General features: G+C 47.6%; 21 protein-coding genes. 9 read left to right on the forward strand and 12 right to left on the reverse strand.

Annotated features, from left to right (window positions below):
• Nucleotides 1-160 precede the first annotated feature (160 nt).
• The 3 genes from aat to infA all read left to right on the forward strand — a co-directional run bounded on the left by aat (nucleotide 161) and on the right by infA (nucleotide 1935).
• Complete coding sequence (gene aat, locus KDK16_RS07365) at nucleotides 161-850, forward strand: leucyl/phenylalanyl-tRNA--protein transferase (RefSeq protein WP_257254848.1); 690 nt, start codon at nucleotides 161-163, stop codon at nucleotides 848-850.
• A gap of 25 nt (nucleotides 851-875) precedes the next feature.
• Nucleotides 876-1586, forward strand: a complete 711-nt coding sequence (locus KDK16_RS07370) for an arginyltransferase (protein ID WP_257254849.1) — start codon at nucleotides 876-878, stop codon at nucleotides 1584-1586.
• 130 nt (nucleotides 1587-1716) lie between these two features.
• Nucleotides 1717-1935, forward strand: coding sequence for a translation initiation factor IF-1 (gene infA / locus KDK16_RS07375; RefSeq protein ID WP_252180026.1), 219 nt, complete (start codon nucleotides 1717-1719; stop codon nucleotides 1933-1935).
• 37 nt (nucleotides 1936-1972) lie between these two features.
• Here infA and clpA read toward each other — a convergent pair whose 3' ends face one another.
• The 3 genes from clpA to KDK16_RS07390 all read right to left on the reverse strand — a co-directional run bounded on the left by clpA (nucleotide 1973) and on the right by KDK16_RS07390 (nucleotide 7217).
• Nucleotides 1973-4273, reverse strand: a complete 2301-nt coding sequence (clpA, locus tag KDK16_RS07380; RefSeq protein ID WP_257254850.1) for an ATP-dependent Clp protease ATP-binding subunit ClpA — start codon at nucleotides 4271-4273, stop codon at nucleotides 1973-1975.
• 20 nt (nucleotides 4274-4293) lie between these two features.
• Nucleotides 4294-4650 (reverse strand): ATP-dependent Clp protease adapter ClpS, encoded by a 357-nt coding sequence (clpS, locus tag KDK16_RS07385; protein ID WP_257275388.1) that lies wholly within the window; start codon nucleotides 4648-4650, stop codon nucleotides 4294-4296.
• A 335-nt stretch (nucleotides 4651-4985) separates the two neighbouring features.
• Entirely contained in the window at nucleotides 4986-7217 is a 2232-nt protein-coding gene (locus tag KDK16_RS07390) for an NADP-dependent isocitrate dehydrogenase (RefSeq protein ID WP_257254852.1), read from the reverse strand.
• Nucleotides 7218-7473: 256 nt separating this feature from the next.
• Here KDK16_RS07390 and mnmA point away from each other — a divergent pair, with 256 nt between their 5' ends.
• The 3 genes from mnmA (at nucleotide 7474) to purB (ending at nucleotide 10773) form a co-directional block, all read left to right on the forward strand.
• Nucleotides 7474-8622: a tRNA 2-thiouridine(34) synthase MnmA gene (gene mnmA / locus KDK16_RS07395; RefSeq protein ID WP_257254853.1), complete on the forward strand. Its 1149-nt coding sequence runs from the start codon at nucleotides 7474-7476 to the stop codon at nucleotides 8620-8622.
• 92 nt (nucleotides 8623-8714) lie between these two features.
• A complete protein-coding gene (gene hflD / locus KDK16_RS07400) occupies nucleotides 8715-9326 on the forward strand; it encodes a high frequency lysogenization protein HflD (protein ID WP_257254854.1) in 612 nt (203 codons plus the stop codon).
• 76 nt (nucleotides 9327-9402) lie between these two features.
• Nucleotides 9403-10773 carry an adenylosuccinate lyase gene (purB, locus tag KDK16_RS07405; protein ID WP_257254855.1) on the forward strand — a complete coding sequence of 457 codons (1371 nt, stop codon included), beginning with the start codon at nucleotides 9403-9405 and terminating at the stop codon, nucleotides 10771-10773.
• Between the two features lie 83 nt (nucleotides 10774-10856).
• Here the strand turns inward: purB and KDK16_RS07410 are convergent, their stop codons facing one another.
• The 3 genes from KDK16_RS07410 to KDK16_RS07420 form a co-directional block, all read right to left on the reverse strand.
• Nucleotides 10857-13031 carry a malate synthase G gene (locus KDK16_RS07410; RefSeq protein WP_257254856.1) on the reverse strand — a complete coding sequence of 725 codons (2175 nt, stop codon included), beginning with the start codon at nucleotides 13029-13031 and terminating at the stop codon, nucleotides 10857-10859.
• Between the two features lie 213 nt (nucleotides 13032-13244).
• On the reverse strand, nucleotides 13245-13376 hold the full coding sequence (locus KDK16_RS07415; protein ID WP_257254857.1) for a hypothetical protein: 132 nt from the start codon (nucleotides 13374-13376) through the stop codon (nucleotides 13245-13247).
• A 163-nt stretch (nucleotides 13377-13539) separates the two neighbouring features.
• Nucleotides 13540-14496: a LysR family transcriptional regulator gene (locus KDK16_RS07420; RefSeq protein WP_257275389.1), complete on the reverse strand. Its 957-nt coding sequence runs from the start codon at nucleotides 14494-14496 to the stop codon at nucleotides 13540-13542.
• A 370-nt stretch (nucleotides 14497-14866) separates the two neighbouring features.
• On the opposite strand from KDK16_RS07420, the gene aceA reads away from it, so the two are divergent.
• Both aceA and KDK16_RS07430 read left to right on the forward strand, forming a co-directional pair.
• Nucleotides 14867-16138 (forward strand): isocitrate lyase, encoded by a 1272-nt coding sequence (aceA, locus tag KDK16_RS07425; protein WP_257254859.1) that lies wholly within the window; start codon nucleotides 14867-14869, stop codon nucleotides 16136-16138.
• A 181-nt stretch (nucleotides 16139-16319) separates the two neighbouring features.
• Complete coding sequence (locus KDK16_RS07430; RefSeq protein ID WP_257254860.1) at nucleotides 16320-17321, forward strand: threonine/serine dehydratase; 1002 nt, start codon at nucleotides 16320-16322, stop codon at nucleotides 17319-17321.
• A 67-nt stretch (nucleotides 17322-17388) separates the two neighbouring features.
• Here the strand turns inward: KDK16_RS07430 and KDK16_RS13545 are convergent, their stop codons facing one another.
• From KDK16_RS13545 to ppsA, 5 genes are all read right to left on the reverse strand, one after another.
• Nucleotides 17389-17616: a hypothetical protein gene (locus tag KDK16_RS13545; protein WP_373690654.1), complete on the reverse strand. Its 228-nt coding sequence runs from the start codon at nucleotides 17614-17616 to the stop codon at nucleotides 17389-17391.
• Nucleotides 17617-17648: 32 nt separating this feature from the next.
• The gene (locus KDK16_RS07435; protein WP_257254861.1) at nucleotides 17649-18017 is read right to left on the reverse strand and encodes a LysE family translocator; all 369 of its coding nucleotides are present in this window, start codon (nucleotides 18015-18017) and stop codon (nucleotides 17649-17651) included.
• Nucleotides 18017-18298 (reverse strand): hypothetical protein, encoded by a 282-nt coding sequence (locus tag KDK16_RS07440; protein WP_257254862.1) that lies wholly within the window; start codon nucleotides 18296-18298, stop codon nucleotides 18017-18019. The genes KDK16_RS07435 and KDK16_RS07440 overlap by 1 nt, the downstream gene beginning before the upstream one ends.
• Nucleotides 18299-18567: 269 nt before the next feature.
• Nucleotides 18568-19050, reverse strand: a complete 483-nt coding sequence (gene rraA / locus KDK16_RS07445; RefSeq protein WP_257254863.1) for a ribonuclease E activity regulator RraA — start codon at nucleotides 19048-19050, stop codon at nucleotides 18568-18570.
• Nucleotides 19051-19192: 142 nt separating this feature from the next.
• The gene (gene ppsA, locus KDK16_RS07450) at nucleotides 19193-21562 is read right to left on the reverse strand and encodes a phosphoenolpyruvate synthase (protein ID WP_257275390.1); all 2370 of its coding nucleotides are present in this window, start codon (nucleotides 21560-21562) and stop codon (nucleotides 19193-19195) included.
• A 205-nt stretch (nucleotides 21563-21767) separates the two neighbouring features.
• Here ppsA and KDK16_RS07455 point away from each other — a divergent pair, with 205 nt between their 5' ends.
• Nucleotides 21768-22589, forward strand: coding sequence for a pyruvate, water dikinase regulatory protein (locus tag KDK16_RS07455; protein ID WP_257254865.1), 822 nt, complete (start codon nucleotides 21768-21770; stop codon nucleotides 22587-22589).
• A 20-nt stretch (nucleotides 22590-22609) separates the two neighbouring features.
• On the opposite strand, the gene prpF is transcribed toward KDK16_RS07455, so the two are convergent.
• The gene (gene prpF, locus KDK16_RS07460) at nucleotides 22610-23800 is read right to left on the reverse strand and encodes a 2-methylaconitate cis-trans isomerase PrpF (protein ID WP_257254866.1); all 1191 of its coding nucleotides are present in this window, start codon (nucleotides 23798-23800) and stop codon (nucleotides 22610-22612) included.
• Nucleotides 23801-23802 lie beyond the last annotated feature (2 nt).

A 23802-nucleotide genomic window follows, 5' to 3' on the forward strand; every position in this document is an offset into this window, starting at 1 on the left:
ACAGCTATCTCCTGTTGATGAGAGGTAAGGAGTATATGAAAATAATCTCTGAGAGAACGAGCGCCCATTAGTGAATACACCCATCAAAGACTGAGATTACCGTACCGATCCGTTGAATAGCCGAAAATCTAGTCTATTTTTTAACCCGATTATTGAAATAATGCACAAAACGATTCCTCTACTTGATCCCGATAAACCTCAATTCCCTGCCGTTCATGAGGCTCTGGATTACCCTGATGGTCTCCTGGCGATGGGAGGTAACCTTGCACCTGAAACACTGGCTGAAGCTTACATGAAGGGTATATTTCCGTGGTTCAACGAAGGCGAACCCATTCTCTGGTGGTCTCCCAACCCGAGAATGGTACTTTATCCAGACCAGCTGCACATCAGCCGCTCAATGAAACGTTTTCTGAAAAAGCACCCTTATCGAGTCAGCTTTGATGAAGCCTTCAGTGAGGTGATGACGGCCTGCTCGTCTCCGCGAAACAACCAGGAAGGCACATGGATCATCGAAGAAATGAAAGAAGCCTACACAACGCTTTTTAGAGAAGGTTTGGCCCATTCGGTGGAAGTCTGGTCAGGCGATAAGTTAGCGGGCGGACTGTATGGTGTCGCAATTGACAAAGTATTCTTTGGCGAATCCATGTTCAGTTTCAAAACCAACACCTCAAAGCTTGCAATGATTATGCTATGCAAAGAATTACTGATTAGAAACTTCCATCTGATCGATTGCCAGGTATACAGCCCCCATCTGGAGTCTCTGGGTGCAAGAATGATCAGCCGGGATGCATTTCTCAATGCATTGAAAGACGGTTGCCGAACGCCCGCAACCAGTGCACACTGGAAATAGATAGGGCAATGGACGGCCGAAGCTGATGAGCGCACTTAAAGATATTAAATTCTACGCAACCCAGCCACACAACTGCAGCTACCTGGAGGACAAGCAGGCTATAACATTATTTATGGATCCCGACAAAGATCTGGATCCGGCACTCTACCGACACCTGGCCGACATTGGGTTTCGAAGAAGTGGTCGTCACGTATACAGGCCTCACTGCCAAGGCTGCAATGCCTGCATTCCGGCCAGAGTCGTCGTTAATCTGTTTGACCCGAAACGCAAGCACAAAAAGCTGATCAGAAAAAATCAGGATATCGTAGTCACTCGATCCGAAGCCGAATACGATGATGAAACCTATCAGCTTTACAAAAAATACATCGCCATACAGCATCGCGATGGCGACATGTACCCTCCCTCTATGGAACAGTTTCAGTCCTTCCTCGTAGGTTGTCCTGAATTTTGTTGCTACTACAAATTCTGGCTGGACGAAAAACTGGTGGCTGTTGCTGTCACCGACGAGCTGTCGAATGGACTCTCTGCTATTTATACCTTCTATGATCCTGAAGTCAGCCAAAACAGAAGTCTGGGCAGTTACTGTATTCTCTGGCAGATAGAAGAAACCAAAAAGTTGGGCCTTAAGCACCTTCACCTGGGTTATTGGATCAAAAACTGCAAAAAAATGAGTTACAAAATTCAATACCGCCCTCTGGAAGTCTATGTTAACAACCACTGGGTTACTCTGAAGTAGTTGGCCCACCCCACACTGAGAATAAATTTAGATGGATAAAAGCGGGTTCACTTTGCTTTAAAGTTGGTTTTCAGGCAGAATGCTGCCAGATTTATTCAGCCAACGCTCTATTCCCGAGGTCAAACTTTAAATGGCGAAAGAAGAAAGTCTTGAAATGGAAGGCACTGTCATCGACACCCTGCCTAACACCATGTTCCGTGTAGAACTGGAAAACGGCCACGTTGTGACCGCGCATATTTCAGGCAAAATGCGTAAAAACTACATCCGTATTCTGACAGGTGACAAGGTCAAAGTTGAGCTAACCCCTTATGACCTGACCAAAGGCCGCATCACCTACCGTTCCCGCTGACAGGGGCCCCTCACCCCTGTCCCTCTCCTGGCATTTTTCAGCCCTGCTCACCATCCACTACTTCAAGATCCGAAGCCAGGCTTTTAGCGGGTTCGAACTTCAGGAATAGGCTTCCTTTCTTGACAGTCACGCGAACAAAACCACCGTTCTCAGACAGTTTGCCAAAAAGGATCTGTTCCGCCAGGGGCTTCTTGAGGTGCTCCTGGATAACACGCCCCATCGGACGAGCACCCATCGCGCGGTCATAACCTTTTTCTGCCAGCCACTCACGTGCCTCATCATCAACATCAATCTGAACCATTCTTTCATCAAGCTGTGCCTGAAGCTCTGTCAGGAACTTATCAACAACATGCTTGATGGTATCTTCGGTCAGTGAGTCAAAGGGAATGATAGAGTCAAGGCGATTCCTGAATTCCGGTGTAAAGGTTTTCTTGATAGCTTCCATACCATCTGTCGTATGATCCTGCTCAGTGAAACCAATAGAACTGCGAGTCATGGTTTCAGCACCGGCATTGGTCGTCATAATCAGGATAACATTTCTAAAGTCAGCTTTACGACCATTGTTGTCTGTCAGGGTACCATGATCCATCACCTGCAGAAGCAGGTTAAACACATCCGGATGCCCCTTCTCAATTTCATCGAGCAACAGAACACAATGAGGTGTCTTATTGATCGCTTCTGTCAAAAGACCACCCTGATCGTACCCGACATAACCCGGGGGAGCACCAATCAGCCTTGATACTGTATGAGCTTCCATATACTCCGACATATCAAAACGAACCAGCTCAACCCCCATGGACTTGGCCAGCTGACGACAAACTTCTGTTTTACCTACACCTGTCGGCCCAGAGAACAGGAAAGCCCCTACCGGTTTATCAGGTGCCTTCAAACCAGCACGTGACAATTTAATCGCGGTTGAAAGAGAAACAATTGCTTCATCCTGACCGAAGACCACCATCTTGAGATTCCTTTCAAGCTTGGAGAGCAACTCTTTGTCAGAAGAAGAGACAGATTTAGGCGGAATCCGGGCAATCTTGGCAACAATACTTTCGACATCGCCCACCTCAATGATCTTCTTGCGCTCTTCTTCTGGTAACAGACGTTGGTAAGCTCCAGCCTCATCAATAACATCAATTGCTTTATCAGGCATATGACGATCGTTGATATAACGATTGGCCAACTCTGCTGCGGCTTTCAAAGCATCATCCTTGTATTCAATAGTGTGATGCTCTTCAAAGCGGCTCTTGAGGCCGCGGAGAATATCGATGGTATCTTCAACACTCGGTTCACTGATATCCACTTTCTGGAAGCGACGGGCCAGAGCACGATCCTTTTCGAAAATACCCCGGAACTCCTGAAATGTCGTTGAACCAATGCAACGAAGATCACCGGAAGTCAGAAGCGGCTTTAAGAGATTAGAAGCATCCATAACACCACCGGATGCAGCACCTGCACCGATAATGGTGTGAATCTCATCAATAAAGAGAATGGCGTTATCGAGCTTTTTAAGTTCGCTGAGCAGCTTTTTGAATCGCTTTTCAAAATCACCACGGTACTTGGTTCCCGCCAACAAGGAGCCGAGATCCAGGGAATAAACCACCGCTCTGGAGAGCACTTCAGGCACTTCTCCGTCCACTATTCTTTTTGCCAGACCTTCAGCAACGGCTGTCTTACCAACACCAGCTTCGCCAACCAGTAGAGGATTATTTTTACGACGGCGTGTCAATATCTGGGAAACACGCTCAACCTCTTCTGCACGACCTACCAGCGGATCGATCTTACCCAGACGTGCCTGCTCATTCAGGTTGGTAGCATAATTCTTAAGCGGGTCTTTTCCGGCAGATTCGGGGTCGGTGTTTTCCTCCATGAGTTCACCACCCAATTCTTCCAGCTCATTACCAGGCATTTTGGAAATACCGTGAGCGATATAATTCACGACATCTATTCGGGCAACGTCCTGCTGCTTCAGAAAATAAACTGCCTGACTCTCCTGCTCACTGAATATTGCGACCAGAACATTAGCACCAGTGACTTCTTTTTTTCCTGAACTTTGCACATGAAAAACAGCTCGTTGCAGAACTCTCTGAAAACCGAGAGTGGGTTGGGTTTCTCGCTCTGTATCATTGGCAGGTATTAATGGGGTTGTTGAATCAACAAACTCAATCAACTCCTTACGCAGCTTTTCGGTCTGCACACCGCAAGCTAACAATACTCGGGATGCGGATTCATTATCAAGCAGTGCTAGGAGCAGATGTTCTACGGTCATGAATTCATGCCGCTTGCTTCTTACATCACGAAAAGCACTGTTAAGAGTCAGTTCGAGGTCTTTATTGAGCATATGATATTACCCTGAGAACACTAATCGGCCTTAATTGTTTTGCACAACAGGGGATGCTGGAATTCTCTGGAGTACTCGTTGACTTGCCGGGCTTTGGTTTCAGCCACATCCTTGCTGAATAATCCACATACAGCCTTGCCTTGCGTATGAACCATCAGCATGACCTGTGTCGCCTGTTCACTATTCATGCTGAAAAATTTCTCCAGGACCTCAACCACAAAATCCATCGGTGTAAAATCATCATTCAAGAGCAGTACCTGATACATAGCGGGCGGTTTGACTCTGGCTTTAGCTGGTGCCAGTGCGACATCATGATCGCCTTCCTGCTCTGTCCCTTCATTTTCTAAGCTTAGACGAAGCCACTCAAAATTACTCATGTATTGATGAACTGCTATCTGCTGCATTGCACTCGCTTCCAGGTGAATTTACAGCTTAATTAACCAGGCTCTGGACCGCCTGTAACCAGGTGTCGAGACGTACAAACGTCAAAAGCACAACGCCCTGACCTCCATTCTAAACACGCTGAGAGCAAAGAAAAACTATTTACTTCAATCGTCATCTCAAAAGCTATTGACTTCGTTAATACCATCGACTGACAGCCGAAATAAAACAGACAAAGAATCAGAAAAATAATCAGTTGATCTGACAGGCAAAAAAATGACCACAGTGAAAGTCTGCAGCCATTTTTTATGCACAGAAAGAAGATCAAAAACTAAATCAGACCATCAATTGCTGCATTAAAGGTAGCGCTTGGACGCATGGCTTCAGTGACTTTAGCTGGAGCCGGTTCATAGTAGCCACCCAGATCAACAGCACCACCCTGGCAAGCTGTCAGTTCTGAGACAATCTGCTCTTCTTTCTCAACAAGCTCTTTTGCCAGAACGGAAAACTTACTGCTGAGATCCTGATCCGCCTCCTGCGCCTCTAGTGCTTCTGCCCAGAACTGAGCCAGGTAAAAATGACTTCCGCGGTTGTCCAGCTCTTTCACTTTTCTCGAAGGTGACTTGTCAGCATCCAGATATTGACCAATTGCAGCGTTCAATGTGTCAGCCAAGATCTGGGCCCTGATATTTCCGGTTTTAACCGCAATGTCTTCAAGCGATACAGCGATAGCCAGAAATTCGCCCAAAGAGTCCCAACGCAGGTGATTCTCTTTAACAAACTGTTGGACGTGCTTGGGCGCAGAACCGCCAGCACCGGTCTCGAAAAGACCACCGCCAGCCAGCAGAGGTACGATAGAGAGCATTTTGGCGCTGGTCCCCAGCTCCAGGATCGGGAACAGGTCGGTCAGGTAATCTCGCAAAACGTTACCGGTTACGGAAATGGCATCTTTACCCGCCTGAATAGTTTCCATGCTGAGGCGGCAAGCCTCTACCGGAGACAGAATACGGATATCCAAGCCCTTAGTATCGTGAAACTTCAAGTATTCGTTAACCTTGGCAATCAGGTTGGCGTCGTGAGCACGGTTTTGGTCCAACCAGAACAGAGTCAAAGCACCTGTTGCTCGGGCACGGTTAACAGCCAGCTTGACCCAATCGCGAATCGGCGCATCTTTGGTCTGACACATTCTCCAGATGTCACCCTCTTCAACATTGTGCTCAAACACTGTGCTGCCGGACTCTTCTACAACACGGATAATGCCGTTTGCAGGCGCCTTAAAGGTTTTGTCATGAGAACCGTATTCTTCTGCTCTCTGAGCCATCAGACCTACGTTGGAAACATTGCCCATGGTGGCAACATCGAAAGCACCGTTTTTCTTACAGAAATCGATGACCTCCTGATAGATGGCTGCATAGCAACGATCAGGAATCATGGCTTTAGTGTCATGCAGCTTGCCATCGGGACCCCACATCTGACCTGAAGAGCGCAAGGCGGCAGGCATAGACGCATCGATAATGACATCGTTCGGTACGTGCAGGTTAGTGATACCCTTATCGGAATCTACCATTGCCAACTCAGGACGGGTGTTGTAGACAGCCTGAATATCCGCTTTTACTTCTTCCTGTTGGTCAGCAGGTAGTTTGGCAATCTTGGCATAAACGTCACCGAGACCGTTGTCTGGATCAACACCCAGCTCTGAAAATAAGGTAGCGTGCTTCTCAAACACATCTTTAAAGAAGACTGTGACTGCATGACCAAACATGATCGGGTCAGAAACCTTCATCATGGTGGCTTTGAGGTGCAGTGACAGAAGAATATCCTGCTCTTTAGCTTCCTGAGCAGAAGATTCATAGAATGCTCTCAAAGCCTTCACACTCATGAGAGCACTGTCAATAACTTCACCAGCCAGCAGGCTCGTGACCGGTTTCAGTACAGAAACAGAGCCGTCCTCGCCAACAAATTCTATTCTTACATCTGTTGCCTCGGGCATAACAGCTGACTGTTCACTGGAGTAGAAGTCACCGCTTTGCATGTGAGCAACGTGAGATTTAGAATCAGCAGACCAGACACCCATAGAATGAGGGTTATTCTTCGCATACTCTTTGACAGGAGCTGCAACACGGCGATCTGAATTCCCTTCACGGAGAACCGGGTTTACCGCACTACCAAGCACCTTAGCGTAGCGAGCTTTGATCGCTTCTTGTTCAGCATTCCCAGGCTCTACAGGAAAATTCGGAATGTCATAACCGTGCTCCTGAAGCTCTTTGATCGCGCCCGTAAGTTGCGGAATAGAAGCACTGATATTTGGCAACTTGATGATGTTTGCCTGAGGCACCTTGGCCAGTTCACCCAGCTCAGACAGGGCATCACTCTGTTTTTGTTCTGAACTCAGCTTCTCAGGAAAATTAGCAATGATTCGACCAGCCAGTGAAATATCTTTGGTTTCAACAGCTACGCCAGCGGCTCGGGTAAAAGCCTTGATGATTGGGAGCAGTGAATAGGTGGCTAAGGCGGGAGCTTCGTCGGTAATAGTGTAAATAATTCTGGTTGTATCTGTTGTCATGTTATCTCCAAAAAACAACTGGCTGTGGTGCCTCTGCGGAGGGGTTTAAGTGGAGTTTGACGACCACTATTTATCACTTTATTTGCACAGCCCCGTAACGCTTTTGACGTTATCGCCTATAAGATATACCAATGAGCGTAAGGAATAAATGTAGTTTTGCTACACAATCTTCTGTTTGCGCATCGAAAGACTCTATAGAAGTGAATTTGCCGGACAGGTACAATGCCCGGCTTCCTGATCCAGCCATACAGTAACCATGATAGACACTTGTACCAATTTTTCTGAAAAAAGCTTCAAGGACACCCGTGTAATCGTGGGCATGTCCGGTGGTGTAGACTCATCCGTATCTGCACTTCTGCTCAAAGAGCAGGGTTACCAGGTAGAAGGCCTGTTCATGAAAAACTGGGAGGAAGATGACGGCACTGAATACTGTACAGCCATGACCGATCTGGAAGATGCTCAAGCCGTTTGTGACAGAATCGGCATTAAACTCCATAAAGCTAATTTCGCTGCTGAGTACTGGGACAACGTCTTCGAGCACTTCTTGCAGGAATACAAGGCCGGACGTACCCCTAACCCTGACATCCTCTGCAACAAGGAGATAAAGTTCAAGGCTTTTCTGGATTATGCCCAGACACTGGAAGCTGACTATATCGCCATGGGCCACTACGCTCGCAGCGACAGCACTAATGGTCAGGCTTGTCTAAAAAAGGGTCTTGACACCAACAAAGACCAAAGCTATTTCCTGCATCAGGTTGGCAGCAAACAGCTGGCCAGAACCCTGTTCCCAGTGGGAGAAATAGCAAAGCCTGAAGTTCGCCGCATTGCAGAAAAACACGGTCTAACCACCCACAACAAGAAAGACAGTACCGGCATCTGCTTTATTGGTGAACGCCGCTTCCGTGACTTCCTGAAACAATACCTTCCGGCTCAGCCAGGTAGCATTGCGACCGATCAGGGTGAAATAATTGGCGAGCATTTGGGCTTGATGTACCATACCATTGGCCAAAGACAGGGCCTTGGCATTGGTGGACTGAAAGGCGCTTCAGAATCCCCCTGGTATGTCGTTGATAAAGACCTTGAGAACAATCGGCTAATCGTTGCACAGGGCAATAATCACCCCATGCTGTTTTCAGAAGCCCTGACTGCTTGTGAAATATTTTGGATCGCAGGTTCAGCGCCCGAACTGCCAGCCAGGTTAACCGCCAAAATCCGCTATCGCCAGCAGGACCAGGCCTGCCGCCTTGAGCAAAAGACAGACGGAAGATATTTTGTGATTTTTGACAAACCCCAAAGAGCAGTTACCCCGGGACAATCTGTCGTTTTTTACCAAAATGATATTTGTCTGGGCGGCGGAGTCATTGAAACCAGGCACCACTCTCTGAGTGAAGCCCACATTCAATAAGCCATCAATCGGTTCTACGAATTCAACTCTCCAAATCCGGGAGCAGGCGACCTTCCGGATAGAGAAAGCACGCATAAGGTAGAGAAACTCAGGTGCAATACACAACAAAGGAACAGGCAGCTGCCCTCTCAGCCATTTTCCAGGCTGCTGGCCTTGTAGAACGTCTGGCCAAAAGCGGGCAAATCAGTCAAGAGTCGCTGGAGCCGCTGATTGGCAGCCTGTTTGTCACCACTCCTGACCGTGTCGAAGATGTCTTCAATGGCTACCAGAGTCTACTCGCTGGCAGAAAAATTCTAAACGACGTCCTCCAGCGTCAGGCCGACGCAATCCAGGCCGACACCGTCCGCTACGCACTGACCCTGATACACCTCGAACGCAAACTTTCCCGCAATCGCAATATGCTGAGTAAGATTTCCCAGCGCCTGGAGCGCTGCAAGGAACAGGCCAACCACTTTGGCATCCTTCATGAGAATGTAATTGCCAACCTTGCCAGTATTTATCTCGATACCATCAGTACTTTTAAAACAAGAGTACAGGTTTCAGGCGATATCCAACACCTGCAAAACCCTGGCAATGCTGACAAGATACGCGCCATTTTATTTGCCGGGATACGGTCAGCCATCCTGTGGCGCCAGACAGGTGGTAGCCGTTGGCAGTTATTATTCAGCAGAAAAAAACTATTGAATGGCTTGAATCAGCTATAACCGAATCATCCACCCTGCATCGTTGGCGGTTTTCCGTTATGATGCGCCCTTTCTACGAGCATAAGGCATGTTAAACATGGAGCTGTCTGCACTGACTGCTGTTTCCCCCGTCGACGGTCGCTATGGGGACAAAACCCAAAGCCTGAGAAGCATTTTCAGTGAGTATGGCCTGATCCGCTTCCGGGTAACTGTTGAAGTTAAATGGTTACAGGCACTGGCCAGTCACCCCGAAATCTGTGAAGTTCCGGCGCTTTCCAACGAAGCTAGCGCCCTCCTGGACCAGTTGATCGACAACTTTTCCCTTGAAGATGCCCAGCGCGTCAAGGAAATTGAGCGCACCACCAACCATGATGTTAAAGCCGTTGAGTATCTGATCAAAGAAAAGGTACAAGATGACAACGAATTGTCTGCTATCAGTGAGTTTGTTCACTTTGCCTGCACTTCCGAGGACATCAACAACCTGTCCCACGGACTGATGCTGAAGACCGGCATGGAACAAGCGGTACTGCCGCCGATGCAACAAATCATCAAAGAAATCGAAAACCTTGCTTATCAGCATAGCGATCAACCGATGCTGTCCCGCACCCACGGACAAACAGCCTCTCCCACTACGCTTGGCAAAGAGATGGCAAACGTAGCCTACCGTCTACGCCGTCAGGTTCAGCAAATAATCCGGATCACCCCACTGGGCAAAATCAACGGCGCCGTAGGTAACTACAATGCTCACCTGTCCGCCTACCCTGAAGTTGACTGGCAGCATCATGCTGAAAAGTTTGTCACCAGCCTGGGCCTGGAATGGAACCCCTATACCACCCAGATTGAGCCTCACGACTACATCGCTGAACTTTTTGATGCCATTTGTCGCTTTAACACCGTCCTGATCGATTTTGATCGTGACATTTGGGGGTACATCTCTCTGGGATACTTCAAGCAGAAAACCGTGGCCGGCGAAGTAGGCTCTTCTACTATGCCCCACAAAGTCAATCCAATTGACTTTGAAAACTCTGAAGGCAACCTGGGCATTGCTAATGCCGTCATGCAGCATCTGGCAATGAAACTGCCTGTTTCCCGCTGGCAGCGTGACCTGACAGACTCAACCGTTCTGCGCAACCTGGGGGCCGGCCTGGGTTACAGCCTGATTGCCTACGCTTCCACTCTGAAAGGTATTGGCAAGCTTCAGGCCAATGCCGACCGTCTGAATGAAGACCTGGATAATGCCTGGGAAGTTCTGGCAGAACCTATCCAGACCGTCATGCGCCGCTATGGCATCGACCAGCCTTACGAAAAACTCAAGGCTCTGACTCGTGGTCAGGACGGTATCACCCGGACGACTCTGGAAACCTTTATTGATGAGCTGGACATGCCAACTGAGGTAAAAGCAGAACTGAAGAAGCTGACACCTGGCAACTATTTGGGTAACGCAGCCACTCAAGCCAAAGCAATCTGATCTGACGATAGCGAAGTGAAGCAGACTGTTTCAAATCAACAAAGCCCTCAGTTGAGGGCCTTGTTGATAACCGTTCAGCTATTTCATTTTGCAGCGGCTTTAAACTCACGCCTTCTCGCATGCAGCACCGGTTCAGTGTAACCATTGGGCTGCTGACAACCTTTCAAGACCAGCTCGCACGCCGCTTTAAAAGCGACACTGGCATCATAATCGACAGCCATAGGGCAGTACTCAGGATCCCCGGCATTCTGCTCATCGACTACTTTAGCCATTCGCCTCAAGGCATCCATTACCTGCTCCTCAGAGCAAACACCATGCCTCATCCAGTTAGCCATATGCTGACTGGAAATGCGCAGTGTTGCACGATCTTCCATCAAGCCTACATCATGGATATCTGGCACTTTTGAACAACCCACACCCTGATCTACCCAACGAACGACATAACCGAGAATACCCTGGGCATTGTTGTCCAGCTCCTGCTGAATCCTATCTTCTGTCAGAGAAGACCTGTCCTGCAGCAGAGGTATAGTCAGAAGATCATCCAGACTCGCTCTCTGACGCTCAGCTATAGACTCCTGAACTTCAATGACAGATACGGAATGATAGTGTGTTGCGTGCAGCGTCGCGGCATTAGGTGAAGGCACCCAGGCCGTATTCGCTCCTGACTGGGGATGTCCGATTTTAGTCGCCAGCATCTTGGCCATTTCATCCGGCATAGCCCACATACCTTTACCAATCTGGGCTCGACCGGCCAGACCACAATCAAGACCTACTTCAACATTTTGATCCTCGTAGGCATTGATCCAGGCAGACTGCTTCATCTCACCTTTTGGAATCATTGGACCAGCTTCCATACTGGTGTGAATTTCATCTCCGGTACGATCAAGGAAGCCTGTATTAATAAAGACTACGCGATCTCTGGCAGCCCGGATACAAGCTTTGAGATTAACAGAAGTACGACGTTCCTCGTCCATTATACCAACTTTCAGGGTATTCTCCCTCAGACCCAAAACCTCCTCAATCTTACCAAACAACCTATTGGTGAAGACTACCTCTTCAGGTCCGTGCATTTTTGGCTTAACAATATAAACACTGCCCGTGCGAGAGTTTCTGATACCTTTCTGCTTTTTAAGATCGTGTATGGCAATCAGTGAAGTGAACATGCCGTCCATAATGCCTTCCGGAATCTCATTCCCCTGATGATCCAGAATGGCATCAGTGGTCATCAGGTGTCCGACATTTCGAACAAACATCAGGCTCCGACCGTGCAGAGAAAACGCTTCACCTGCAGGGGATGTATAGTTGCGATCAGCCACCAGCTTGCGAGTTAAGGTTTTGTCACCTTTAACAAACGTTTCCTGCAAGTCAGCTTTCATTAATCCGAGCCAGTTCCGATAAACCAGTGCTTTATCCTCGGCATCTACGGCAGCCACGGAATCTTCACAATCCATGATGGTTGTAAGAGCTGCTTCTACCACCAGATCTTTCACCCCAGCAGCATCGGTCACCCCAATTGGGGATCGACGGTCAATTTGAATCTCAATATGGAGGCCATTGTTTTTGATCAGAACGCTGCCGGGATCATTTTCACTCCCTGTGTAGCCAACAAACTTTTCAGGCTGAGCCAGCGCCGTGACACTACCATCTCCCAGAGAAAGTGCCAACTCGCCTTCCTTAATAGCATAACCAGTTACCTCGGAATGATTTCCTTTGACCAGAGGTGCCGCCTGATTAAGCAACGCCTTACCAAAAGCAATGACCTTCTGCCCCCGGACGGGGTTGTAGGCCTTGCCGCGTTCAGCACCATCATTTTCCGGAATAGCATCGGTACCATACAGCGCGTCGTAAAGGCTTCCCCAACGGGCGTTCGCTGCATTCAGGGCAAAACGAGCATTCATCACTGGAACAACCAGCTGAGGTCCGGCCTGAGATGCAATTTCTGTATCAACATTTTCCGTCGCAATCTCAAAGTCTCCGCCTTCAGATTGTAGATATCCAATTTCCAACAAAAACTGTTTATAGGCAGAAGGATCATGTGGCTGCTGCTTATGCTCTTTGTGCCACTGATCAATTTGATTTTGCAGAGCTTCTCGCCTCTGCAGCAGAGCCCTGTTTTCAACGACGCACTCATCCAAAACACGCTCAAAACCTGACCAGAAGGCCTCTGGAGTCACTCCAGTGCCCTCGATAGCTTCAACCAAAAGATTGTGGATAGGGGCCGCTACCTGCAAACCTCCGATCTGAATACGATCAGCCATACGCCTTCCTTCTACACGCTGTTATTCTTGAGACAAACCGCCCGATTTCAGCAAAAAACCCGACAGCTCAAGCCTGACACTATTCTGTTTGAACCGACAAGTGATGACCAATTCAACTCAGTTATATATGATATTTTTTCAATAAATAGCAATTATTAACAAAGCTTATGCACAGAAAAGCCGCACAATGGCGGCCTTTCTACATTCCGGGACTTAATCGTCCGGATGGGATTCCTGCTTTTGCTCGGCAATGATCAGGTAGTAGCTTTCTGATGTATTCTCAATGCACTCATCAGCCACTGCGAAGAGAGTATGCTCTGTGTCCAGTTGTGTTAACCAGTTCATTTTGTTTTACCTTTCGGTGAGTCTCGTGTAGGTGCGATCAGGATTTCGACAGGCAGAACAGTCAACAAGCCTTCATCGCTCAGAGGCAGTCAAAGATTAACACCAGTTAACATGATATTCCATACAATGCGGTGAATTATTTCACACAAATTATCATATGTTATCAAGCAGACTCAGCTTCTTGATGAGATTGCTGAGTAGTCGCTTTGATAACCTGCCGTAACCAGTTGTGCCCTGCATCGTGATGCAACAAAGGACTCCAGGCCATACGAAGCTGGATAGCTGGAATCTCAAACGGAGGCGGCAAAACCACCAACTCATCTTCATGACGGTGTAATTCAGCCAACTTACTGGGCAGAGTCGCAATAAGGTCATTTTGAGAGGAAAGCAACATGGCTACCTGATAATGCCTCGTCAGAACCCTGATATCACGTTTGTGACCGATTGCCGACAGTGCCTCATCAACCCACCCGAGTTGCTGAATATCTTTTGGATCAATACCCACCCCAACACCCATACCTGTTTTACTTGCCCAAATATGCTGGGCAGACAGATAACTCTCAAGAGTGAAATTATTAATAACCGGATTGTCCCGACTCAGAACACAGGAAAAAGAGTCTTCCCAGATCAGTGACTGATGAAAAGATTGCGGCATATGACTGAAGCGGTTAATGGCCATATCAACACGACCATGTTCCACATCATGAAAGGTCACATCACTGGGTGTGAGAATATCAAGGGTGATGCCCGGAGCCTCAGACCTGAGCTTTTTTAGCACCATCGGGATCACTGTAGATTCAGAATAATCACTGGCCATAACACGAAACACTCTGGAACTTTCTCCGGGATTAAAAGCATCCCTGGGCAGGACAGCCTGCTCCAAAAGTTTCAGGGCGTCTGCAATCTGAGGTTTCAGGGCGAGAGCCCTCTCTGTAGGCGACATACCCTCACTGGTTCTTACCAACAAAGGGTCATTAAACAGACTTCTGAGTCTTTTCAACCCATTACTCATAGCTGGCTGGGTTATGCCCAATTGCTCAGCCGCTTTGGTGACACTTCTTTCTCGCAGAAGCACATCCAGATACACTAGCAGGTTCAGATCGACACGAGCCAAGTTCATATTTTTTGTTTACATCCTGAAGCGGTTCGCCAGACGGCCAAGAATAGAGATATCCCCGCCACAAAGTCAAACAATCGCTTGATTCTAAAAACCGCCCTCATTCACTGTTATGAGCGGTGATAACTGCTTTGACGGCCTTCTCAGGACAACCGAACCCAGAAAGGCCGGTTTTATAGCCTTTGAAAGCAACTTTCTGTCTATTGGAAAGCATTCCTTTAGTAAAAGACTCAGCCTTTAAAGAAGGGGTAAAGTGGTATTTTCGATGAGAATATCCACTATAACGATAATAAATTATCAAGTTTGTTATCTTTTGTTATAGATTGAAATTGCCTTGACAAACAACCGTTTGACTTTCAGGAGAGGCGATACAATGTCTACTTATAATCGCGCTGAAGAGATTGCCCGCATCGAAAAGGACTGGTCAGAAAATCCTCGTTGGGCCAACGTAAAACGCACCTACAAAGCTGAGGATGTGGTCCGTCTGCGCGGTTCTATAAAGGTAGAAAATACCTTTGCGCAAATGGGAGCAAACAAGCTCTGGACTTTACTCTACGAAAATAAATCACGCAAGGGTTACGTTAACAGTCTGGGGTCACTGACAGGGGGTCAGGCACTGCAACAGGTTAAGGCGGGACTGGAAGCCGTTTACCTGTCCGGCTGGCAAGTGGCCGCGGACAATAATTCAGCCAGTTCTATGTATCCCGACCAATCTCTCTACCCGGTAGACTCAGTACCGGCGTTAATTGAAAGAATGAACAATAGTTTCATGAGAGCAGACCAGATCCAATGGAAAAACGGCATCGAACCCGGCGATGAAGGCTACACAGATATGTTCGCCCCTATTATTGCCGACGGTGAAGATGGCTTTGGCGGAGTCCGTAACACTTATGAGCTAATGAAAAGCATGATCGAAGCCGGCGCTGCAGGCGTTCACTTTGAGGACCAGCTGGCTTCCGTCAAAAAGTGCGGCCACATGGGTGGCAAAGTGCTTGTCCCTACTCAGGAAGCTGTCGACAAACTGATTTCTGCCCGACTAGCTGCCGATGTTGCCGGAGTGCCCACTCTGCTTATGGCAAGAACCGATGCCAGCACGGCTGATCTGATCACCTCCGACATTGATGACTATGATCGACCTTTCCTGACGGGTGAGAGAACCAAAGAAGGCTTCTATCGCACCCGCAAGGGAATTGAACAGGCAATTGCCCGAGGACTGGCTTACGCACCTTTTGCTGATCTTCTCTGGTACGAGTCGGCGTCACCGGATCTGGATGAGGCCAGAACCTTTGCCCAGGCTATCCGTTCCGAATACCCGGATCAATTGCTGGCCTACAATTGCTCTTCTTCCTTTAACTGGAAAAAGAACATGGACGATAAAACTATTGCCCGCTTCCAGGATGAACTGAGTGAGATGGGCTACAAATTTCAGTTCATCACACTGGCGGGTATTCATAGCATGTGGCACAACATGTTCGATCTGGCCTACCACTATGGTCAGGGGCAGGGCATGAAACATTATGCGGAGATGGTTCAGCAACCAGAGCAGGCGGCATTTGAACGAGGTTACACCTTCTTATGCCCCCAGAAAGAAGTGGGTACAGGTTACTTTGACCATATCACGCACGTGATTCAAAAAGACCGCTAGTCACTCAACCGATTATGGGGAGTTTTTGGATTTCCCACGATGTTTACCAGCTGACAGCAGCTCTTAATCTCTCAAGAGATGAAGAGCTGCTTCTGATCACGCACAATTTTCCAAACCGATAGGAACCCCTTCTTCCTGCATAGTGTCTATCCTGTACAGAGTTGTACAAAATGGAACCCCTATGCCGACCCCCCTGTCTACCCCTGGTTTGAAAACCCTGAAGAAAATCTACCAAAGCCAGCAGAGCTACACTCGAAAGACACCTCTGATTCACTGCGAAGAGCTGGGAGCAAGAGTCCAGGGCAAAGTATTTGTGAAAGCTGAATCTTTGCAAAAAACCGGCGCTTTCAAATTCAGGGGAGCCCTTCACAGACTGCTGCAGCTGACTGAACAGGAGAAATCACGCGGCGTCGTTGCCTACTCTTCCGGCAATTTTGCCAGAGGGCTGGCCGCAGCAGGCGAAATTCTGGGCATTGATGTTCACATTGTTATGCCCGCCGATGCCCCCAAGAACAAAATAGACAGTGCCCTTGCCCACGGCGCCGAAGTCAAACTCTGTGATGAATCTCAACCATCCAGAGAGGAGGCAGCTGCTGCGGAGGCCGTTAAACTCTCCCAACAGCATAACTACTCTCTTCTTCACCCTTTTGATGATGCCACCCTGATACAAGGTCAGTCCGCTGTCGCTATAGAAACTTCCGAACAGCTTGAGCAGCTTGGTGAGACTTGCCACTTTTTGTTATGTCCAACCGGTGGAGGCAGTCTGGTTGCAGGCTCAAGTATGGTCTTTAACACCGTCAACTACCCTGAAACTCAGGTACTGGCTATTGAACCGTCCGGATATGAAGGAATGACCTTGTCGATTGAACAAGGTCGTCGGGCCAGGGCAAATGGCAATCTCGTCAGCTCCTGTGACGCTCTTCAAGCCCTGAGCCCCGGTGAAACAAATCTCTTGATCGTACAGAATTCTGAGGTCGCAGGGCTGGCCGTTGATGAAGCGTTTGTAAATGAAGGCATTAGATTTGCTGCATTTAATATGAAACTTATCCTCGAACCCAGCGGCGCTATCGGACTCGGAGCACTGTTACAGCACTCAGAAAAGTTCAGAGAAAAGACAACCGTGATCATTGCCTCAGGAGGAAACATCGATATTGAAGAGTACGCCAGAATCATTCAACAATGACCCAATCCTGCTGTAAAAATCAGATATCACCTCATTAAAATAAGGCTTTAGAATCTGAAAAAAGCAGCTAAACAATCAATACTGCTGCAATGCCCGCTATTATGTAGAAAGCACCTGTAGATCTATCAAATATAGATTTGCTCTTTTCTGTTCTTAGAATAGGCTTTATGATTATAGCTAGAAGACCGTAGAGTAATTTGCAAACTAAATCTACCAGCATCCAAGTCACAACAACAATTACAATTTGATCCAACAATGGTTTTTCTGATGAAATAAATTGAGGCAAGAAGGCCATGAAAAAGATAATATCTTTTGGATTACTTACCCCTAAAAAAATGATTTTTTAAATAAATTATTAAATTTTGGAGATTCGCCAGACTCAAAATCCGTTGTGCTTTCAGGTATTTTATTAATAGATCCTCTGATAGTCATAAATCCCAGATATACCAAATAAACTGCACCTAAAACCTTCAGCATCATAAATAAATGATCAGAAGCAGTAATTATGACGCCTAACCCAGTTGCGGACACAACTAAATACAAGGATGATGCAGCAGTTCCACCTAAAAAAGAGGGATATGATCTAATAATTCCATAACGCACAGAATTGGAAACCATCAACAAGGATAAAGGACCTGGTATCATAATGACCAGAAAAATTGAAACCAAGTATAAAACCCAAACTTCAAAACCCATTATTTTTCTCCTAAAACTATCAGAGTTTTTGTTAATAAATGCACAGCCTTTTCAACACCTGAATATTTTACATTCTCTTCAGAAACATGACTTGGCTTTTCAAAAAAAGGCAAAAATATCATAGCAATAGGAGTAATAATCCTACCTACTGTCAGCATAAAATCATTATTGCAACTCAGCTCATATGAGCGATTTATTAATATTGATGCTTTATGCATAGCATCTTTACGAAAGCCCAAAGGGACTGCCACTGCATGACCTGCTCTACCGGAAATTGTCAAAGTATAAGGGTCTGCACCCTGAATTGAGGTAACTATTCCAAGAGGTAGGCCTTTGCTGAACAGAACCCTGTTGAATATTTACTTCTCAAGAACCCATTAAATTATCTCTTAACAATTTTACTTATTCCAGCTAACTCATGAGACTTATTTACAACATTAATACCTGAAGAGCCTTTTTTATTAAAAAAGCTCTGCTCTGCTCTTTCATTATCAGGGATAAAACTTCGCTACTCATAAATCTTATGGTGATCTAAAAGCGAAGAAGCTTATCAAATCAACCTTTCCTGAGAGAACAGAATTCCATTATTATCGGCGTAGACATAACCCCCGGGTGCAAAATCAACACCATGAAAAGAGACCACCAGATTACTTTCACCCACCCCCTTTTTATCCGTTTTCATGGGATGACAACCCAGCGCCTGAACGCCCAATGACAAATCGGCAATGATATCGACATCCCTGATGCAGCCATAAATAATAATCCCTGCCCAACCGTTTTCAACGGCTCGCTCTGCCAGCATATCGCCCAGCATGGCTCTGCGCATGGACCCCCCGCCATCAACTACCAGCACCCTGCCCTCTCCTGGCTGACCTACCCACTCACGCACCAGGGAATTATCTTCAAAACATTTCAGGGTCACGACTTGCCCATGAAAAGCATTAACGCCACCAAAGTTTCTGAAACCAGATTCAGCAACGGAAACCTGTTCGGGAAATTCATCACAAAGATCAGGGGTAGTAAACCGGGTCATTCTTCTTTCCTTATTTTTACAGACAGGATCTGATGGCAAAAAGTCTACAGGAATCAGGAGAGTAAAGAAGACAAGGGAATTGAATAGTCAGTATAAACAGAGATGATGAAGCCCGCATTGCGAGCTTCATCTTTGCATCAAACTATTGAGATCCATTATCAGCAAGGTACAACCAGGTTTCCAGCACAGAGTCCGGATTCAGGGATACTGTCTCAATACCCTCCTCCATCAGCCACCTGGCGAAATCAGGGTGGTCACTGGGGCCCTGACCGCAAATACCTATGTACTTACCTTGCTTTCTACAAGCCTGAATAGCCATCGACAATAACTGCTTGATGGCCGGATTACGTTCATCAAAGAGATGGGCAATCAAGCCAGAATCCCGGTCCAGACCCAGAGTTAGCTGAGTCATATCATTGGAACCAATGGAGTAACCATCAAAGTACTGAAGGAAGTCCTCTGCCATCAACGCATTGGAAGGCAGCTCGCACATCATGATGACTCGCAGACCGTTTTCACCTCGTTTCAGACCCAACTTTTCCATGATGGCAGTCACCTGAGCTGCTTCGTTCGGCGTTCTAACAAATGGCACCATCAGCTCAACATTGGCCAGCCCCATTTCATCACGAACCCGCTTCATGGCCCGGCATTCCAGTTCAAAACAATCCTGAAAATCTTCAGAGATATAACGTGACGCTCCCCGGAAGCCCAGCATCGGGTTTTCTTCATGGGGCTCATAGAGATGGCCACCCAACAGATTGAAGTACTCATTGGACTTGAAGTCAGATAAGCGAACAATGACTTTTTCCGGAGCAAAGGCTGCGGCAATGGTAGAGACGCCTTCCACCAGCTTATCAACATAAAAGTCTACCGGACTGCCATAGCCTGAAATGCGCTCCCCCACCTGACGCTTCACATCCGCAGGCAGCCGCTCAAAATTCAGCAGGGCTTTGGGATGCACACCAATCATCTTGTTGATGATGAATTCAAGCCTGGCCAGACCTACTCCCTTATTTGGCAGTCGAGAGAAGCTGAAAGCACGGTCTGGATTTCCCACGTTCATCATCAGCTTAAAAGGCAGTTCCGGCATAACATCCAGATCTCTGACCTTATGTTCAAAGTTCAACAAGCCCTCATAAATAAAACCCGTATCACCTTCTGCACAGGAGACCGTTACCAAAGCACCTTCCCTGAGCCTGTAAGTCGCATCGCCGCAACCCACAACAGCAGGAATGCCCAGCTCACGCGCAATGATAGCCGCATGACAGGTTCTGCCACCCCGATTCGTCACGATGGCAGATGCCCGTTTCATCACCGGCTCCCAATCAGGATCAGTCATGTCAGTAACCAGCACATCGCCTTGCTGAACCTTGTCCATCTCATCAATATCTTCAATCAGGCGAACCTTGCCCTGACCGATTTTCTGACCAATACTGCGACCTTCAACCAGCAATTCCCCCTTCTCTCTAAGGATGTAACTTTCCAGTTTTCTGCCACTATTCTGGCTTTGCACGGTTTCAGGGCGAGCCTGTACAATATAGAGTTGCTGATCATCACCATCTTTAGCCCACTCGACATCCATTGGGCAGCCGTAATGCGCTTCAATAGCCATGGCCTGACGGCACAATTCGGTGGCGTCCTCATCGCTGATAGAAAACTGCCCTCTGGCATCCAGATCCACATCAACTGTTTCTACCGAACGCCCTGCAGAACTGCCCCGGCCGTATACCATCTTAATCGCCTTGCTGCCCAGGGTACGCCTCAAAACACCAGGGCGTCCGGCTTTGACTGCAGGCTTGTAGACATAAAATTCATCCGGATTGACGGCACCCTGTACGACCGTCTCCCCCAAACCGTAAGAAGCCGTAATAAATACAGCCTGATCAAAACCAGACTCAGTATCCAGAGTAAAGAGAACCCCGGAAGAACCGGTCTCGCTGCGTACCATTCTCTGAATACCGGCAGACAGCGCCACATTCCTGTGATCAAAGCCCTGATGAACACGGTAAGCAATAGCTCGGTCATTAAAAAGTGAAGCAAACACTTCGCGAACAGCTACCAATACGTTTTCTGCGCCGCGAATATTCAGGAAAGTCTCTTGTTGACCAGCAAAAGAGGCGTCTGGAAGGTCTTCCGCCGTTGCCGAGGAGCGAACCGCCACTGGCAGATCATCATCTCCGGAAAGAGACTGGTAAGCTTTGATAATGGACTCTTCCAGTTCCGGCCTGAAAGGCTCATCCATAATCCAGCGACGTATTTTTGCACCAGCCGTGGTCAGTGCCCTGATATCATTGATATCCAGGTCATCCAGAAGGCTATGAATTCTTTGATACAGTCCATTGCCATCGAGAAAGTCCCGATAAGCCTCTGCCGTTGTTGCAAAACCACCAGGGACTTTTACCCCGACTTTGCTCAAACCACTGATCATCTCGCCCAGAGAGGCGTTCTTCCCGCCTACTTTTTCGACGTCACCCATGCCCAGAGTTTCCAGGCCCACTACAAAATTATTCAAAGCAGCATTCCCCGCTCTTTTCTATCTGCTTATGGCTGTTTCGGCTAGCCAGGTGCGCTTGTATGCTTATGGCCGGCGCTTGGCTTTCTTGTACAAAAGACAACCGTCTGATATACCAAATTCAGTCCAGCCTATCGCTTCCGTGTTTCGGCAGGTACACTATGTTAGATTTTGTTATAAAATGAAATACCTTGAAGGAAAAAAAGTGAAAAGAACGGCAATTTTTGTTTCAGACGGTACCGGAATCACTGCAGAGTCGTTCGGACAGAGCCTCCTCGCGCAATTTGAAGGTCATGAGTTTCAACACGTTACCTTCCCTTATATAGATTCAACTGAAAAAACCATTCAGCTGATTGAGAAGATCCACAGTATTCACAAAGAAGAACAAATTAGACCTGTCGTCTTCATGACAGTACTGAATGAAGACGTTAGTCGCATACTCCACACGAGTGGTGCCTATATAATAGACCTCTTCCAAACTTTTCTACCGGGCCTTGAGCATGAGTTTGGTCAACACCCTCTCTATAGAACAGGCAAGAAACGTTCCACAACTCACAGCCACAGTTACCACCGACGTATAGAAGCCGTTCAATTTGCTCTTGATAATGATGACGGAGCAAAAACAAGAAATTATGACAAAGCGGATATTATTCTGCTGGGAGCATCCAGAAGTGGCAAAACTCCGTCCTGCATTTACCTGGGTCTGCAGTTTGGTATCTTTGCAGCGAACTATCCCATCACAGAAGAAGATCTGGATGAACCACTCAGGCTTCCCAAACCCTTGCAACCACACAGGGACAAACTATTCGGACTGACGATACACCCCGGCCGACTGGCTGGTATTCGTAACGAGAGACGCCCGAACTCACGTTATTCGTCCAGTCAGCAATGTCAGTTTGAAATCCACACGATTGAGCGGATTTATCGCAAGGAGCGTATTCCCTATATCAACAGTACTGATTACTCCGTTGAAGAAATTTCTACTCGTATCATGGATCTTGCTCAACTGAAACGACGACTGAAGTAGTATTTAACGGACTCACGAATTTAAAAAGAATCTCCGGGGATCTTTACCCAGCCTTCCATGAGAACTCGGGCACTGCGACTCATAATGGCTTTTTTCGCCCTCCACTCTCCGTTTTCCAAGACAGGTTCGGCTCCAACACGCAGAATTCCGGAAGGGTGTCCGAAACGAACCCTTTTATGTTCACCGCCACCTGCCGCCAGGTTCACCAGTGTTCCGGGAATAGCAGCAGCAATACCGATGGCTACCGCAGCGGTACCCATCATCGCGTGGTGAAGCTTACCCATAGACAAGGCTCTCACTAACAGATCAATATCATCCATTTTGATCTCTTTACCACTGGATGCGGTATAAGGGGTGGGCTTAGCCACAAAGGCTATCTTGGGAGTGTGCTGACGTTGCGCAGCTTCATCTATATGGTCAATGAGCCCCATCTTAACCGCAGCATGAGCGCGAATAGTTTCAAAACGAGCCAGCGCCTCTTGGTCGCCATTTATGGCCTCCTGCAACTCGGTTCCGGTATAGCCCAACTCCTGCGCATTCAGGAAAACAGTTGGAATACCCGCATTAATCAGCGTCACTTTTAGCCTCGCACACTCCACAACATGAGTAGGAACTTCCAGATCATCGATCAGGTTACCCGTTGGAAACATAGCCCCTTCGTCGTCTGCTGGATCAAGAAACTCCACCTGAACTTCTGCCGCCGGGAAAGTGACACCATCCAGCTCAAAGTCTCCAGTTTCCTGGACCTCTCCGTTAGTGATGGGCACATAAGCAACGATGGTCTTTTTGATGTTGGCCTGCCAGATGCGCACTACAGAAACACCATTTACAGGTACACGAACGGGATCAACCAGACCTTTACTGATTGCAAACGCACCGACAGCAGCGGTCAGGTTGCCACAATTACCACTCCAGTCTACAAAGGGCTTATCAATTGAAACCTGACCAAACAGGTAATCAACATCGTGATCCGGCTGGCTGCTTTTCGACAAAATGACAGTTTTACTGGTGCTTGAAGTAGCCCCCCCCATACCGTCAGTATGCTTCCCGTAGGGGTCAGGGCTACCAATCACACGCAACAACAGGTTGTCCCGGACTTCGCCGGCAACCTGTGCGCGCTCAGGCAGATCTTCCAGACTAAAGAAAACGCCTTTACTGGTGCCGCCTCTAATATAACTAGCGGGCACCTTGATCTGAGGCTCATGCGACATTC

Source organism: Endozoicomonas sp. SESOKO4 (genome assembly GCF_024606275.1).

Excerpts from the sequence above, each read along its gene's own strand:
- KDK16_RS07415 (WP_257254857.1), bottom strand. The coding sequence starts at position 13,376 with ATGAACTGGTTAACACAACTGGACACAGAGCATACTCTCTTCGCAGTG.
- infA (WP_252180026.1), top strand. The coding sequence starts at position 1,717 with ATGGCGAAAGAAGAAAGTCTTGAAATGGAAGGCACTGTCATCGACACC.
- mnmA (WP_257254853.1), top strand. The coding sequence starts at position 7,474 with ATGATAGACACTTGTACCAATTTTTCTGAAAAAAGCTTCAAGGACACC.
- KDK16_RS13545 (WP_373690654.1), bottom strand. The coding sequence starts at position 17,616 with ATGGCCTTCTTGCCTCAATTTATTTCATCAGAAAAACCATTGTTGGAT.
- KDK16_RS07435 (WP_257254861.1), bottom strand. The coding sequence starts at position 18,017 with ATGGGTTTTGAAGTTTGGGTTTTATACTTGGTTTCAATTTTTCTGGTC.
- aat (WP_257254848.1), top strand. The coding sequence starts at position 161 with ATGCACAAAACGATTCCTCTACTTGATCCCGATAAACCTCAATTCCCT.
- KDK16_RS07430 (WP_257254860.1), top strand. The coding sequence starts at position 16,320 with ATGCCGACCCCCCTGTCTACCCCTGGTTTGAAAACCCTGAAGAAAATC.
- clpS (WP_257275388.1), bottom strand. The coding sequence starts at position 4,650 with ATGAGTAATTTTGAGTGGCTTCGTCTAAGCTTAGAAAATGAAGGGACA.
- KDK16_RS07390 (WP_257254852.1), bottom strand. The coding sequence starts at position 7,217 with ATGACAACAGATACAACCAGAATTATTTACACTATTACCGACGAAGCT.
- prpF (WP_257254866.1), bottom strand. The coding sequence starts at position 23,800 with ATGTCGCATGAGCCTCAGATCAAGGTGCCCGCTAGTTATATTAGAGGC.
- purB (WP_257254855.1), top strand. The coding sequence starts at position 9,403 with ATGGAGCTGTCTGCACTGACTGCTGTTTCCCCCGTCGACGGTCGCTAT.
- KDK16_RS07370 (WP_257254849.1), top strand. The coding sequence starts at position 876 with ATGAGCGCACTTAAAGATATTAAATTCTACGCAACCCAGCCACACAAC.
- aceA (WP_257254859.1), top strand. The coding sequence starts at position 14,867 with ATGTCTACTTATAATCGCGCTGAAGAGATTGCCCGCATCGAAAAGGAC.
- KDK16_RS07410 (WP_257254856.1), bottom strand. The coding sequence starts at position 13,031 with ATGGCTGATCGTATTCAGATCGGAGGTTTGCAGGTAGCGGCCCCTATC.
- KDK16_RS07420 (WP_257275389.1), bottom strand. The coding sequence starts at position 14,496 with ATGAACTTGGCTCGTGTCGATCTGAACCTGCTAGTGTATCTGGATGTG.
- clpA (WP_257254850.1), bottom strand. The coding sequence starts at position 4,273 with ATGCTCAATAAAGACCTCGAACTGACTCTTAACAGTGCTTTTCGTGAT.
- rraA (WP_257254863.1), bottom strand. The coding sequence starts at position 19,050 with ATGACCCGGTTTACTACCCCTGATCTTTGTGATGAATTTCCCGAACAG.